This is a genomic window from Pediococcus sp. EKM201D (assembly GCF_011800215.1).
Classification (GTDB): Bacteria; Bacillota; Bacilli; order Lactobacillales; family Lactobacillaceae; genus Pediococcus; species Pediococcus pentosaceus.
In genome coordinates this window covers 250,597-265,351 of sequence record NZ_JAALFK010000002.1, presented here as the reverse complement: position 1 = coordinate 265,351, position 14,755 = coordinate 250,597, and the positions used below count along the sequence as shown (strand labels likewise).

The 14,755-nt window shown below is 36.9% G+C and carries 13 protein-coding genes; 10 read left to right on the top strand and 3 right to left on the bottom strand.

The genetic code is table 11. From position 1 onward, the window contains the following. From HFC68_RS04135 to HFC68_RS04125, 3 genes are all read left to right on the top strand, one after another. Positions 1–999, top strand: coding sequence for a two-component system regulatory protein YycI (locus tag HFC68_RS04135; protein WP_011673890.1), 999 nt, complete (start codon positions 1–3; stop codon positions 997–999). 72 nt (positions 1,000–1,071) lie between these two features. Beyond that, positions 1,072–1,875 (top strand): MBL fold metallo-hydrolase, encoded by an 804-nt coding sequence (locus tag HFC68_RS04130; protein ID WP_011673889.1) that lies wholly within the window; start codon positions 1,072–1,074, stop codon positions 1,873–1,875. Between the two features lie 112 nt (positions 1,876–1,987). Continuing rightward, positions 1,988–3,238, top strand: a complete 1,251-nt coding sequence (locus HFC68_RS04125) for a S1C family serine protease (protein ID WP_011673888.1) — start codon at positions 1,988–1,990, stop codon at positions 3,236–3,238. Positions 3,239–3,290: 52 nt separating this feature from the next. Here the strand turns inward: HFC68_RS04125 and HFC68_RS04120 are convergent, their stop codons facing one another. Beyond that, entirely contained in the window at positions 3,291–4,733 is a 1,443-nt protein-coding gene (locus HFC68_RS04120) for an MFS transporter (protein WP_011673887.1), read from the bottom strand. 679 nt (positions 4,734–5,412) lie between these two features. On the opposite strand from HFC68_RS04120, the gene HFC68_RS04115 reads away from it, so the two are divergent. After that, positions 5,413–6,615 (top strand): GGDEF domain-containing protein, encoded by a 1,203-nt coding sequence (locus HFC68_RS04115; protein WP_167399696.1) that lies wholly within the window; start codon positions 5,413–5,415, stop codon positions 6,613–6,615. Next, complete coding sequence (locus HFC68_RS04110; protein WP_011673885.1) at positions 6,612–7,337, top strand: EAL domain-containing protein; 726 nt, start codon at positions 6,612–6,614, stop codon at positions 7,335–7,337. Before HFC68_RS04115 ends, HFC68_RS04110 begins: the two co-directional genes overlap by 4 nt. Positions 7,338–7,388: 51 nt before the next feature. Here HFC68_RS04110 and HFC68_RS04105 read toward each other — a convergent pair whose 3' ends face one another. Then, complete coding sequence (locus HFC68_RS04105; RefSeq protein ID WP_011673884.1) at positions 7,389–8,225, bottom strand: manganese catalase family protein; 837 nt, start codon at positions 8,223–8,225, stop codon at positions 7,389–7,391. A 153-nt stretch (positions 8,226–8,378) separates the two neighbouring features. On the opposite strand from HFC68_RS04105, the gene HFC68_RS04100 reads away from it, so the two are divergent. Both HFC68_RS04100 and HFC68_RS04095 read left to right on the top strand, forming a co-directional pair. Further along, entirely contained in the window at positions 8,379–9,491 is a 1,113-nt protein-coding gene (locus HFC68_RS04100; protein WP_160211257.1) for a low temperature requirement protein A, read from the top strand. A gap of 142 nt (positions 9,492–9,633) precedes the next feature. Beyond that, positions 9,634–11,439, top strand: a complete 1,806-nt coding sequence (locus HFC68_RS04095) for a DUF2207 domain-containing protein (RefSeq protein WP_011673881.1) — start codon at positions 9,634–9,636, stop codon at positions 11,437–11,439. A 417-nt stretch (positions 11,440–11,856) separates the two neighbouring features. On the opposite strand, the gene HFC68_RS04090 is transcribed toward HFC68_RS04095, so the two are convergent. Continuing rightward, positions 11,857–12,696, bottom strand: coding sequence for a methyltransferase domain-containing protein (locus HFC68_RS04090; protein ID WP_011673880.1), 840 nt, complete (start codon positions 12,694–12,696; stop codon positions 11,857–11,859). A 202-nt stretch (positions 12,697–12,898) separates the two neighbouring features. On the opposite strand from HFC68_RS04090, the gene HFC68_RS04085 reads away from it, so the two are divergent. The 3 genes from HFC68_RS04085 to HFC68_RS04075 all read left to right on the top strand — a co-directional run bounded on the left by HFC68_RS04085 (position 12,899) and on the right by HFC68_RS04075 (position 14,697). Next, complete coding sequence (locus tag HFC68_RS04085) at positions 12,899–13,762, top strand: DegV family protein (RefSeq protein WP_167399695.1); 864 nt, start codon at positions 12,899–12,901, stop codon at positions 13,760–13,762. A 19-nt stretch (positions 13,763–13,781) separates the two neighbouring features. After that, positions 13,782–14,285 (top strand): DUF1836 domain-containing protein, encoded by a 504-nt coding sequence (locus HFC68_RS04080; protein WP_049752783.1) that lies wholly within the window; start codon positions 13,782–13,784, stop codon positions 14,283–14,285. A gap of 91 nt (positions 14,286–14,376) precedes the next feature. Further along, on the top strand, positions 14,377–14,697 hold the full coding sequence (locus tag HFC68_RS04075; RefSeq protein ID WP_011673877.1) for a helix-turn-helix transcriptional regulator: 321 nt from the start codon (positions 14,377–14,379) through the stop codon (positions 14,695–14,697). Positions 14,698–14,755 lie beyond the last annotated feature (58 nt).

Sequence of the window (14,755 nt, the reverse complement as noted above, 5' to 3'; positions counted from 1 at the left end):
ATGGATTTCAGAAGAATCGAAGTCATCTTTATTGTTGTATTCGCTATTTTGAATGCCTATTTATTTGGTTCCTACTGGCAATATCAATTAGAAGCTGGGACGACTTCATCGTCGAATTCAAGCGAAAATTCGACGATACTGAAGGAAATGAGAAACGACCAGATTACTTATATGCCTCTTTCAAATAAAAAAATGAACGGTTACTATGCAAGTGCGACAGTCGACACATCTTTAAAGGATAATATTAAACGTCTCACTGACCAAAGCGCACGAGTAGTTGATAATTACGTTGAAAGTACTTTGAATGAGGAACTTACGGTCGATCCTAAAAAACCGCAAAAAGTACTTAATACATTCGTCAAGAATCGCTACAACATCGTTTATGGCTCTGAATACCAGTACAACCCTAATTTAAGTACCAGTGTCCAAGTAGTTTATACGCAGATGATTGATGGACACCCCGTCTATTCCAAGGCTGGAAAGCTAACTTTTTATGTTAATGCTAGCAATGAAGTTACTGGTTATACGCAAGGACATTTGGTAAATGAGAAACAACTGCGAGAAAAGAGCGAACTGATTAGTCAAACTCGAGCAGTAACGTGGCTATATCAATATAATGAAATTCAAAATGATTCCAAGGTGGAATGGGCCGATTTAGGTTATACAAATTTACTTACCACCGATAACGGAGTAGTATATGTTCCGACATGGGTAATCGGAATTAAGAGTAAGAGTAGCACTGGTATTCAAGTGAAAAGAATTAATGCTTTTTCAGGGGTCTTGATCAAAAAGGACCATGAAGTAACCACAGAGTCCTCGACGCAAGCAAGTGGTAGTACTGCAGCGAGTGATGATAGCAGTAATGTTTCAAGCACGGAAACTTCTGAGTCGGAGGCAACGAGTGCTAGTAGTGATGTGTCTAGTACAACCAACTCAACCAGTCCAGCAAAGACAGAAGCTGGGGTAGAAGCTACAACTAGTACGAGCACCACATATTAAGTTGGTTACGAACTTCATTTGAAGTTCAATTTTTGCATCAATTTAAGTTAAATTAAGTAGGAAGGTCTAGAAATGAGCGAAGATGGTTTGAAAGTTAGCGTACTCGCAAGTGGCAGTACGGGAAATGTAACATATATTGAAACGCCAGAACGAAAAGTCTTGGTGGATGCTGGACTAAGTGGTAAAAAAATCGCAGGTTTAATGGACAGCGTCGGACGCGATATTAGCGAGGTTGATTCACTTTTTGTTACCCATGAACATTCGGATCATATCCAAAGTGTGGGAGTATTAGCTCGAAAATATGGAATTGATATCTATGCTAACCAAGGAACTTGGGATGCCATCGGTGGTAAAATTGGCAAAGTTCCAACTGAGCAAAAATTCATTTTTGATCCTAATACTACTAAGTCTCTAGATGACCTCGATATTGAAAGTTTTTCAGTTTCACATGATGCAGCTGAACCTCAGTTTTATGAATTCCACCATGCGGGTAAATCATTTGTAATTTTAACAGATACGGGTTATGTTTCTGATCGAATTGCTGGAACTATTAGGAACGCAGATGGTTATCTTTTTGAAGTTAATCATGATACTGAGATGCTACGAATGGGTGGTTATCCATGGCCTTTGAAACAAAGAATTATGGGGGACCACGGGCATTTGTCTAATGAAGATGGTGCCAACGCTCTAATGGACGTGATTGGTAATCGAACTAAAAAAATCTACTTAGGTCATTTAAGCCTCCATAATAATATGAAAGAATTAGCGCATCTAACAGTAACTTCCATGATGCAAAATCACGATTTAGCGGTTGGACACGATTTCGAAATTTTAGATACTGACCACAAAATTGCGGATCCTTTAACTTTAATTTAATAAAAATTTCAAATTTTTGAGGACTAAATTCACATAACCATCGTATTTACCATGTACAATAAATTTAAAATAAATTTTGTATGAGGGGGGAGCGGGAAATCCGCGCATTCTTATGAAAACAAACAAATTAGTCATTGTTGCAGCCATTGCGGGCCTACTGGGTGGGGGTGTTGCTTATGGTGGGGCGAGCTTCATTCATAACCAGATGGAATCATCTAGTACAGCAGTACCAACGGGCTCAAATACCACAGGAACAACCAAGACTAGTAATGTTAAAGTTAACGTAAGTAGTCAATCATCCAAAGCATTCTCTACAATTAAGGATTCAGTGGTTTCAGTGATTAACCTACAAAAGGCTAATACTAATGATTCTGACAGTATCATTAGCTCAATTTTTGGAAACGAATCGAGTTCTTCTAGCAAATCATCAAGTAGCTCTTCAGAATTAGAGACCGCCTCAGAAGGATCTGGAGTTATCTATAAAAAGAGTGGTGACACAGCCTATATTGTAACGAATAACCATGTAGTAAGTGGCTCAAGTTCACTTGAGATTATTATGAGCAATGGTAAAAAACTTCCTGCTAAGATTGTGGGAACAGATAGTGTAACGGATTTGGCCGTGTTGAAGATTAATTCATCAGCAGTTACCACCGTTGCTAGCTTTGGTAATTCCGATAACATTAAAGTTGGTGAAACAGCCTTGGCAATTGGATCACCATTAGGATCAGAATATGCTACCTCACTAACCCAAGGAATTATTTCGGCTAAGAAACGAACGGTGGAAACTACCACTGAAAATGGACAGAATAATGGAGAAGCAACTGTTATTCAGACGGATGCAGCCATCAATGCCGGAAATTCTGGCGGCCCACTAATTAACTTAGCTGGCCAAGTAATCGGAATTAATTCGATGAAACTCTCTGCTAGTGGGAGTGATTCTACTACAGTAGAGGGAATGGGATTTGCAATTCCTTCAAATGAAGTAGTAACCATTATTGATCAACTGGTTAAGAATGGTAAAATCACACGTCCTGCGCTGGGTGTCGCTTTAGTCGATTTGACCCAAGTTTCATCTACACAGCAAAAATCAATCCTTAAACTACCTTCTAATGTAACGGACGGGACCGTATTGATGCAAGTTAATAATGGTCCAGCCAAAACAGCAGGTTTGAAGAAATACGATGTTATTACTAAGATTGATGATAAGGCAATTACTGATACAGCCGGACTTCGTGAGGCACTATACAAGCACAAGATTAATGATAAAATCACGGTGGGCTATTATCGTGATGGCAAGTATAAAACAACAGTAGTGACATTGACTAAGACAAGTACAACAACATCATCTACTACTACAAAATAAAAAAGCTGGAGCATCTAGGTGAAATTAACCAACCTAAAATGCTTCCAGCTTTTTATTTTTGACGGCGCAACAAACGATATCCGGTGATTAGGGTAGCAATTAAACAAACACCAAAGGAAACGGTAAAAGCTACATGCATTCCAGCAATAAAAATTTCAGGATGCCCCGGTACAACTGAAGTGACACTATGTCCAGCGATATGGCTCATTGCGGAAAATAATACAGTGGTTGCAAACGAAATTCCAACAACCATTCCGAGATTTCGAGCTAATGAATTAATTCCACCAGCAATGCCCAAGTCTTTAGGTTCAACGGAGCCCATTACAAGTGCATTGTTGGGAGCTTGGAAAATACCATTTCCCAACCCGTTTAAACCGATAAAAATCATGAAAAGCCATAAAGGAGTTGCCAAATTAGTGACGATGTAGCCTAATTGAGCGGCTAAAATAATGAGTAATCCAACAAAAGTTAATTTTTCAGATCCGATTTTATCTGAAATAGCACCGGCTACTGGCGCTGTCACAACATTGATCAGTGGATAAATCATCAAGGTATATCCAGCATAATTAGCAGGCAAACCAAGTGTATTCTCTAAGTAAAATGGAGAAATAACGTTAAAGAAAAATCCAGTAATGAAAATTAAGAAGGCACAGATAATACTGAGGGTAAAACGCATATTTTTGAAAATATATAAAGCTAAAATGGGTGTTTCAACGTGTAATTCCACATATAAAAAAGTGCCCAAGGCGATTAAGGCAACGAACAACATTGTTAGAATCAGTGGCTGGGTAAAACCGACTTCCTGTCCCATAGAAATACCAACGAATAGGGTAATCATCGTGATGGCAAATAAGATCGTACCAGGTTTGTCGATTTTTTGATGAGTCATAATTACATCTTTGGGAAGAATTTTATGACCAACTAAAATGGCTAATAATCCAATGGGAACGTTGATCCAGAAAATATATCCCCAGTTAAAATGGGCTAGAATTAATCCCCCAATTCCAGGCCCAGCAATACTACCAAGGGCGACAAATGAACCAATCATTCCTAAAGCCCGGCCACGCTCTTGGGCGGGGAAAACTTCAGTAATGATGCCATTATTAGTGCTCATCGTCATAGCGGCCCCTACAGCTTGAATAATGCGAGCAATCAATAGGAATGTTAAACCAGTATTAAATCCGCATAGAAGTGATCCTATGGTAAATAACATGGTACCAATTTTAAAGACCCGTATTTTTCCATGAGCGTCCCCCAATTTTCCAAATAAGAGTAAGAGAGTACAGATAACAATGAGGTAAATGGAAACGACCCATTCAGCCTTATTCATAGGAACATTCATAGGAACATGCATAGTACTACTCATGACCGGCAACGCAATATTAACAATGCTACCATCTAAAGTCGACATGAAAGTAAAACTACATACGGCAATTAAAATCCACCACCGATGTTTTTGGATTTCTGGATTATTAACAAAAGATGTTGATTCCATAATTAATTTGTTCTCCTTTGAGGTAATCACTTAAAATTAAGCTAAAAGTTTAATTTAAGTAATTAAACGCTAGTAATATTTTAGTATATATATCGCCTAGTCAGATTACAACTTAGGGCAGAGATGAAGAAAGGATTTTTTGGGGATAAATATAAGAAACATCGTTCTGATTGGAAATCATAATATTTAAAATTAATTATTAATGATAATAGATATTTTTTATACACTTAAAAAGTTGTATACTATATAAAAAGATGTATGTACAAATTTTAAACACCCTTGTTGGATTGTTTTCTAAAAATGGATATGCTATTCTTTTATAAGCTACGAAAAATGAAATTCCGTTTACTTTGGAGATATAGATAGCGTATTCAAGTCTATTATTTAGTCCAAAGGGTAATGATTTTATGAAATGTAATGAAGCAAGGACGAATGCACTAGATGGTGTTATGTCGTTCTTGTTTTCATCTGAAATACTTGGATGAAATTGCATTGCAGTCGTTTAAATATCCAAGTCCATACAAAAAACGGGGTGGAAAATACAAAATTGAAAGTTGATTTAAGCAATTTTGAGCATTACTTAACAAGAAAAGGACTTCAGTGTTAAAAGTATACCTATTTTTGAGGAATAGTAAATTGTTCAGAGAATAGGGGATATGGAGTAGTAAAGGAAAAACTTATGGAAAATACTGTAATGAATACAATCATATATTGGGCAAAAGGTTTTTTTAGTTTTAATACGGTAGTTATTGCGGCAATTACGGTCGGAGTATTATTCATGTTAGCTGCAGGTACCTACGTAGTTGAGATGAATATGGATAAAACAAAAACAAGTTCAACACTCATTGAAGAACTACTATGGGGTGTTGGTCTAACAATCGCGATGGTTTTCTTACAAAACGTGTTTACTCATTTGTACTCAACAATTGCTAGTAGTGAGTTAGGTTGGGAATACTCAACTGCTCAGTTTGTGGTGCTATTCTACTGCCTATATATTGTTCATAGAAAAGTCGTACTGTGGTTTAATATTATTTTACCCATGTATGTATACGGGTTAGGGATAGTACGTGGACAAATTGGATTTGATATTGCTCCTATTTTAGCAATCTTGGTAATTATCTTAATTTCATACACAATCTACCAGCAAAATGACACTTTGATTGATGAGAATGTTAAATATTACAGTACGTTAATTATGTTTGGATTAGCTTGGTGGTTTGTACTTAAGGATATTCATCATCTAACTATCGTCGATATTATATGCTTGACCCTGGAATTTTTAATCGCAATGTCAATCGTCCATTTTGGTAACAAAAAAGTCAGAATGATCATGAAGCAGTATTTAAACTTGATGCAGGAAGTAGATACTGATGCGTTAACAGGGGTTTATAACCGTAATAGCTTCAATAAGGTTGTGAAAGGCGTATTCGAATTTTATTCTAATAATGATGCACCATTAACCATGGTAATGTTTGATATTGATCATTTTAAACAATTTAATGACCAATACGGTCATCAAGTTGGAGATAAAGTTTTAAGGTTGGTTGCGGATCGTTTTTCATATGAACTTGTAGATCGTAAAGCTCATGGTCAACTATTCCGGGTTGGCGGGGAAGAATTCGCCATTATTTTTCGAGGCCGTACTGCGGATGATTGTGAAAAAATTGTAAGAGCCATCCGCGATGATTTGGTAAAAGAAACAATTAGGGTTAATAATCATGATCGAGTTGGAATTAAAGTTTCAATCGGTATTTCTCAATTAAGAGATGATGATTTTGATTTCCAAACATTCTACAAACGTGTGGATGATTATTTGTATCAATCTAAGAGAAACAAACGTAATAGTATTACGGTTGAGGGAAAGGTGGCCTCGCTAAATTGAGCGAACTTGAACAAAAATTAGAAGGAATTTGCTTCTATGAACAACCGATTTTTTTGATAGATGCGGCCGAAAAGGAAGAAAAAAAGGTCATCGGGAGCGAATTACTACTTAGAAAAACTGGTGGAGAGAATCGTTTCCCCGCAATGCTATATAAGGAATACATGCGTGATGATGCATCAAATTTAGTTTTTTGTACATGGTTAGTTAAAAACATCATTGAGATTATTAACGATAATCCTGGTATCCAATATAGCTTTAACCTCGACCCGCAGCAACTATTATATGATTCTACGTTTGAAGCAATGAAAGGTTTAATTCCTTATTGTGATCGGGTGATGATTGAAGTTACGGAAAGTATCCCTAGTAACCGTGATATTGACCAATATTTCAATTATTCTGTACGAGATCAAATTAAGAGAATCCATGAAATGGGCTTCAGTGTTGCAGTTGATGATGTTTCTAGTGGAATGAATAGTTTTAATGCCGTTCGTGAATACACGCAGGATATTGATCGTCTCAAGCTATCACTAATTCAACTACGTAATGTAGAAGAAGGGATGATTACAGTTACAATTTCTTTATGGAAAGCACTAGCTGCAAGTACTGGAATTGATCTTGTAATTGAAGGGATTGATAGTCTTGAAGTTAGTAAATGGCTCTTAGAAAATGGTTTAGAAAAACAGCAAGGTTACTATTTCGCAACCCCAAGAAAATTAAAATAAAAGCTTAAAAAAGCGAAAAAATCAGTTATGATTTTTTCGCTTTTCGCTTATTTAAATTTCTGATTTATTTTCAGAGGTTCCATACATTTTAGGAGAAACGGGTTTTAGATTAGGAGCCGAACCTTCTACTTTTGGTTCGTCATACCAGTGGTATTCACCTTCGCCATCCAAAGCCTCTCCACTGGCCCATGGCCCGGTACTACTCTCATCTCCTTGAGAGAAGTTGTAGAAATCGTAAGCAATGTCTTTACGTTCTTTATCCCGAGGGAAAGTCGTCGGTACTAACATTGAACCCTCTTTTTCTTCGAGTTCTTTAACCGCACTAGCCCAGAGATTTTGGTGATAACTGTCACGAGCTAGTAGGACAGAAAGTAAGTCTTTAACACCTTGGTCGTCAATCATCTCATAGATTCGAGCAACTTGGAGTCGACCTTGGGATTCAGCATTGAGGTTAGCACGAAAATCGGCAAGTAGGTTACCACTAGCAATAATGTAGGCACCACTCCAAGGGTTACCAACGCTGTCAGCAGGGCGAGGGCCTAAACCGGCAACAATAGCATGTTGGGGGTTCATTCCAGAGATGATGGCTCCAACTGTGGGATTCGCTTGCATAGCAGCTTGTTGGTCGGCGATGGGAGCATCTTCTAAAAGTCGTGCCACCATGGTAGCCAACATTTCGACGTGGCCAATTTCTTCAGTGGCGATATCCATTATCATATCTTTATACTTTTCTTCTCCTCGGCAACTCCAGCCTTGGAAAAGATATTGCATGGCCACACTCATTTCACCATATTGTCCCCCAATTAATTCTTGAAGGTACTTAGCAACGATTGGATCTGGGCGATCTGGTTTTGCTTCAAACTGTAGTTCCTTTTGATGTTTAAACATTATACAATCCCTCCTTTTGTGGTTCAGATATTAAAGGTTTTATTGATATAGCTCAAATAAAATGCTTACATTTAAAAAAATAAATTAACTAAATTTACGGGGGTAAATTTGCTATGATATCCATAAAGACTCTAGATAATGAAGGTGATTTTTGTGAAAAATGAGCTGTTAAAAAAAGTTTCGATGATCGAACTTTTCTACGATTTAGTTTTTGTATATATGATTTCACAAGTAACAGGGTTAATCCATCATCTACAAAATGGTGTAATTAGCCCAAGTGCACTAAGTATCTTTACTTTAGTTGTAATCGTTTCGATCAATTCGTGGATGGTTCAGACGGTTTTTAATAATCGCTATGGGAAGTCCCAATGGTCTAATGTAATTTTATCTTTTGTCGATATGGCGATTGTACTTTATATGTCGAATGCTTTTTCCGACACGTTTGACCGACACTTAATTGGCTTCTTTATAGCAGCAGGGCTTTTATCACTAACTTTGGCAATTCAATACTTACTAGTTTTTGTACAAACTAAAAATGAGTATGACCGAAACATTGCGATGGTTTTTATGAGAATTTTGTTTTTTAGAACGGCTTGTTTGTTAGCGGGGGGAGTGTTGGCTGGCAGATGGGGGACGACGATTGCCTTGTTTGGAATTATCACTAGTTGGATTATACCCGCTTTTACCGGGAAACATACTCAAAAGCACCCCATTATTTTCTCTCATTTATTAGAACGACTAACGGCCTTGATTATTATTATGTTCGGTGAAACCATCGTAGGTATTTCAAAATATTTCACGCAAAATACATTTTCAATTCAATCCATAATGATTTTTATAATTGTAGTTAGTCTATTTTTTACGTATATTGTGGAGTTTGATCATTTAATTGAAGAACAGCGTACCCATGAAACTGGAAATTTACTAATATATTTACATTACTTTATTTTGTTTGGCTTGAGTTTAGTCACGGTGGCCTTGGATTTTACCCATGAATCTGAAGCTAATGCTATATTTTCGATTACGTGTCTGTATGTGGGGATAGCGCTATTTTATATCGGAATTGTTATTGCAAGTTATTACAACAAAACTACGCTAAAGTTAGAAAATTATGTAGTCGTTGCTTTCATTGTCGTTACATTGATGGGGTATTTTACATCAATGTGCTTTGCAACGTTTTCGATAATCGCTGGTGTGACAGCTTTAACAACGTTAATTAATGCGGTAGTCATAACGTTATCGTTGGTACGGCGGTATGAAAGGTAGCCGAGATATAAATATCGAAGGACTTAGAAAAGCATTTTTATCAACTCTGAAACAGATTCTACCATCGTCCGCACCTGCTCACGTATGCTATACTTTGACTAACATTTAACGGGGATTATTGAACAATTTTTGGGGGAGTAATATGAAATTTTTTACGAAAAGAACGTTCCTATTGTTAGTCACGATGCTAACCTTCGGTATTTTTTGGAATGTTAAGACAGTTAAGGCGGATTACGAAATTTCACAATTTAGAATGCAGATTAATGTAAATAAGGATGGGAGCGCCAACATCAATCAAAGTGTTTTGTACGACTTTGATGATGATTATCATGGAGTTTATTTGACTCAAGATTTAAGAGGAACTGCGGGAGCAGAATTAGAGGGGATTACCGTTTCTAATAACAAGGGAACCCAAAACCAAGTTCCTATTAATAACAGCGGTGAAAATTTAACTGCTAAAGTTGAATCAAGTAAAAAGCAAATGAAAATTAGGGTTTATAATGCTGTATCAAGTGATGACCAAACCAAAATTACGTACCATTATCGGATTAACGGGGTGGTGACCAACTACAAAGATACAGCTGAAATTAATTGGAAAGTAATTGGATCGGGTTGGGACGTACCCTTAGAGGATGCGCAAGTCACCATTAAATTACCTGGAAAGAATGTTAAAGGACTTCATGCTTGGTCTCATGGGGAGGCTGCAGGCTACACTACGGTGGATAAAGCTAAAGGTAAAGTAACTTTAGATATAGGAGACAATCCAGAGAACACTTTTGTGGAAGCACATATGGTATTCCCCACGGCTTTAACTCCCGATAATAAAAAAATTGTTAATCAAAATCATCTAGCAGCAGTAAAAAAACAGGAATATCAACTGGTAAAGCGTGAAAATGAAGCCCAAGCAAGAGCTCAACGCATTGCGGCTTATGCTAAAATTACCAGTGCCATCATAAGTGTACTGATTTTAATCGGTATGATGGGTTGGTTAAAAAAACATGGATATCATCAATATGATATCCCGACGCCCATGGAACATAGTTTTGACGTCCCAAGCATCTCACCAGCAGAGGCAGAAGCGCTATTTAACAAGAGTAAAGCTGATACTAAGGGTGTTTCTGCTGAAATGTTAGTTTTGGCGGCTGAAGGTAAATTGAAGTTCAAACAGATTCCCTATGGCAAGCGAGGTAAGGAAACCACTGAAATTGAGCGTCAAGGTAAATTCAACATGTCCTTTGTTGATCGCTGCTTGGACCGCATTGGTGATGGTCAACAAGTTACTATCAAGCAAATTAATGATTATGCTAAAAAAGACAAGAAGAATAATGTAGCTACATGGTACAAGGAGTGGCAGTCCGAGGTTGATACCAATTTAGCCCGCTTTAAAGATACGTATAATATTAGTTATCGTCATGGACTGCTTGGGCTAGCAATTGCTACTCCAATCCTTGCTTTCATAGTAGGAATTATCGGAAGATTTGGGGAAGCAACTAACTTGTACTGGATAGGCGGAATAGTCTTAACGTTGATAATTGAAGCTTGGGTTTTAGCTACTTGGGATAAGGTTTCAATGTATAACGAGGCTGGATTGCAGCAATATAATCAAATCCGAGGATTTAAACAGATGATGAAAGATATTGCTCATTTTAATACGGCTGAGATTGGTGACCTAATTCTTTGGGAACAAATTTTGCCATATGCCACCGCTTTTGGGTTGGCAGAAAAGGTTGCTAAAAAACTAAAGACGGATTTTGGAACTCAATTAAATGAAAATGTTCCATTTTATGCCTACTATTATGGAATCAATGGAATGCATGTAGGTATTGCTAACAGTATTAGTACTTCTATTTCACACTCAGTATCAGCTAGTTCCAGTGGTTCGTCCGGCGGATTTAGTGGAGGTAGTTCTGGTGGTTTTGGAGGAGGTTCCGGTGGTGGAGCTTTTTAAACTTTAATTCGTTAAATTTGACACTGCTGAAGTAATAGCGTAAGGTTGAAGATGTTGCTTCGGGTACAGGAGCAAAGGGTATTATTAATTATGTTTTTGTGAATATCTGCATTCTAGCTAAGATATTCATTTTGTTTTAACCCAATTATTTTTCAATTAAAACTTAAGTTATATGCAAACTTCAGGATAACAGTGCTGTTTGATGGATTCTAAAACTTGTTTTTCAGGCTTTGCGAGACATTGTTCATGATATTAGGACATTTTTTAGGTACGTTTGACCATGTTATTTGAAAATAAATAGACAAGAATAAGTAAGTACTTAATCCAAGTACATTCAAAAACTACAATAAATTTAAAATATTAATAATATAAAAAAAGGCTTCAATCAATTCGTTAACATTGATTGAAGCCTTTTTATTATTTATGAACTACACCAATTTCAAATTCCGCCGTGATTTCTTTTAACCCATCTTGTAAAATAGCCTCTTTACGATCCTGAGCTTGCCAAGTTAAAGGTGTCATATTGAAAAGAGCCGTGAATAATTTATCATTAAGCGGAAATTTATAGCTGATTTTAGAAAATTCGACGTGTTCATAGTGTTCGATAAAATGGTTTTTAACCGGAGCATTATCATAGGTCGCATGTTCACCATCAGGGTAGACGAGTTGTCGAAGTTCACTTAGATAATGATTTCCAGGAATCACTTTAATTAATTCACCATGGGTTGCCAGCGTTCGATCAAATTCTTGATAATTGGCTGGAGATAAAATGTTGACGATTGAAGTTAAACCTTGATCTGCGAAAGGTAATTGAGCTAAATCGCCCACCATAAATAAAGGATAGGGTTGAGGAGCAATTCCAGAGCCGGCAATATTAATCGCTGGTTTAGAGATATCCAAACCCACGAAGTCTCCGTCGAAATGAGATGCCATCCATTTAGTAGTAGTTCCTTCTCCACAACCTGCATCTAAAATTAAATCTCCCGAAATATTATTGATAACTTCTTCTAACATCGGGTTGAAAAAACCAGCCGTCAAAAACTGATTTCGATAAGTTAACATCTCATTAGTATATTCAGTGTTAACAGGATTATTTAAAAAGAAGAGACTTCCTTTTTTGGCAATATTAAATGAATGCTGATTATTACAAATTAAAGTCCCGGATTGAACTTCATTGAAATTCGATTTACAGATGGGACACTGAAATTGGTGTAAGTGTCGTTGGATAAATTGGGTTGCTAATTCGATTTTATTCAAGATGAAACCTCGATATTCTGAAAGATATTAAAACTATTCTACCATTTAATACCACCGGATTGTTTCAATCGTTAGTTTAATGTAACGAAAAGAAGCTAGTAGTACTAGGAAAAATTTATTAAATAGCTAAGTTAGTCATCGGAATTGTTATACTAGTTTTATGAACTAGATAGATAGTTTTTAAAACAAAGGGGAAGTTAGCATGCTTAAACAAAAAATAGCGGTGCTGGTCGATTCGTGTTCCGATGTACCAGCTGAAATTGCCAATCGGGAATATTTTGAAATGATTCCGATGGGAGTCTTCTTTGGGGAAGAAGAGTACCAAGATCGTGTAAATATTGAGCCAGATGAATTTTATCAAAAGTTGGCTAAGGCCAATCCTTTGCCAACTACGGCCAGTCCTAAGGGTGAATTAATCACAAAAGCACTAGACAATTTGTCAAAACGAGGCTTTACGCAAATTATTGCTGTCTGCATTTCCTCGGGATTATCTGGAACAGCACAGCAAGTTAAAATATATGCTAAAAATTACCCCCAACTTCAAATTGAGGTAATTGATACTAAAAATATTGGAGTTGCTAGTGGGTTTGCTGCAGTAAGAGCAAGTGAAGTGATTGAAGAAGGCTGGGAGTTCGATCAGATCGTTGAGGAAGTTCAGCGGGTAGCTAATCAAACGAAGGTATTTTTCTATGTTCCAACTTTAAAATACTTAATTGCGGGTGGGCGAATTGGACGTGTCGCCGGCTTGGTGGGTTCCATTATTAATTTGAAGCCGATTATTTCATGTGATGATGAGGGAATTTATTATCCAGTGGCGAAGGCACATGGGGAGAAAAAAGCCCTTAAAAAAATGCTACAATTAGTTGATGATACCCTTGAAAATGCTCAAAAGTTTAATTTAGCTGTGGTACACGGTCTCAATGAGGGGTTAATGAATCAAATTAGTACTGAGTTTAAAAATAAATACCCTAATATGGGAAAATTTTATAATGGAGATATTTCACCTGCATTGGGAGTACATACCGGTCCAGGATTAATTGGCATTGGTGTACAAATTATTAAATAAGGTAATTGAAGGAGATCAAATGGATTCAAAACAATTAGAAAATTTTGCCAAAATGAGCTTGCCCAAATGGGATGAATTACCAAATATTGAACTTCATTTGGACCAAGTAATTGATTTGGCTAATAATTATTTGCGTCCATTAGAAGTCGATTTGTTAACACCAACGATGATGCATAATTATCTGAAGCAAGCAGTCATTATTCGCCCACAAGGTAAACTGTACGGACGGATGCAACTGGCTGCTGTCATCATCATTGGATGTTTAAAAAGCATTTTGAGTTTAGATGAAATTAAACGAGGGTTCGAAGCTGAACTTAAGTTGACCAGTTCAAGGAGGGCTTACAATAATTTTGTGAATGCTTTTAACGAAGAAGTCCAACGAATTTCTCAACATGGACCGCGTAATTTGTGGAACGAACTATTAGCCGAAACGGCGGTGGTTTCCCTCCAGCATAGTGCCATTATTTCTATGCTTACCAAGAAGATGGCTAAGGACTTATTGTCTGATCTAGAAGAAAAATAATTAAAGTTAATCTTAAGGTTGAATTGAATTAAATTTAGCGTTAAGATTTAATTTGTATTTAAATATTCGAATATTCGAATGGAGGAGAAAGATGGTCAAAAACAATGCTGCTCTTGCTGCGTTCAAGAAGAACATCCCACTGTTGGATGCCCTTTCTGACGAACGCCGTCAACAAATTATGATTACACTTGGCGAAAGTGATGCGGGGCTGACGGTGAGTGAACTAACTAAGCTAATTGGTCTTTCACAACCAGCCGTATCACACCATATCAAGCAGTTAAAAGACCTCAATTTGGTTTCCGTCCGCAAGGTTGGGACAAGTAATATTTACCAATTGACGATCAAAGACGCATTGGCTCAGGTCCAAGAACTGATTGACATCTTGAGAAAAGATAAGAAGTTATTGCGATAGATCTTTTAGAAGTACATCATGATTCATATATCCGGATATATAAATTAAAGGTTAAAGG

Excerpts from the sequence above, each read along its gene's own strand:
- HFC68_RS04120 (WP_011673887.1), bottom strand. The coding sequence starts at position 4,733 with ATGGAATCAACATCTTTTGTTAATAATCCAGAAATCCAAAAACATCGG.
- HFC68_RS04085 (WP_167399695.1), top strand. The coding sequence starts at position 12,899 with ATGCTTAAACAAAAAATAGCGGTGCTGGTCGATTCGTGTTCCGATGTA.
- HFC68_RS04095 (WP_011673881.1), top strand. The coding sequence starts at position 9,634 with ATGAAATTTTTTACGAAAAGAACGTTCCTATTGTTAGTCACGATGCTA.
- HFC68_RS04115 (WP_167399696.1), top strand. The coding sequence starts at position 5,413 with ATGGAAAATACTGTAATGAATACAATCATATATTGGGCAAAAGGTTTT.
- HFC68_RS04080 (WP_049752783.1), top strand. The coding sequence starts at position 13,782 with ATGGATTCAAAACAATTAGAAAATTTTGCCAAAATGAGCTTGCCCAAA.
- HFC68_RS04130 (WP_011673889.1), top strand. The coding sequence starts at position 1,072 with ATGAGCGAAGATGGTTTGAAAGTTAGCGTACTCGCAAGTGGCAGTACG.
- HFC68_RS04105 (WP_011673884.1), bottom strand. The coding sequence starts at position 8,225 with ATGTTTAAACATCAAAAGGAACTACAGTTTGAAGCAAAACCAGATCGC.
- HFC68_RS04125 (WP_011673888.1), top strand. The coding sequence starts at position 1,988 with ATGAAAACAAACAAATTAGTCATTGTTGCAGCCATTGCGGGCCTACTG.
- HFC68_RS04075 (WP_011673877.1), top strand. The coding sequence starts at position 14,377 with ATGGTCAAAAACAATGCTGCTCTTGCTGCGTTCAAGAAGAACATCCCA.
- HFC68_RS04135 (WP_011673890.1), top strand. The coding sequence starts at position 1 with ATGGATTTCAGAAGAATCGAAGTCATCTTTATTGTTGTATTCGCTATT.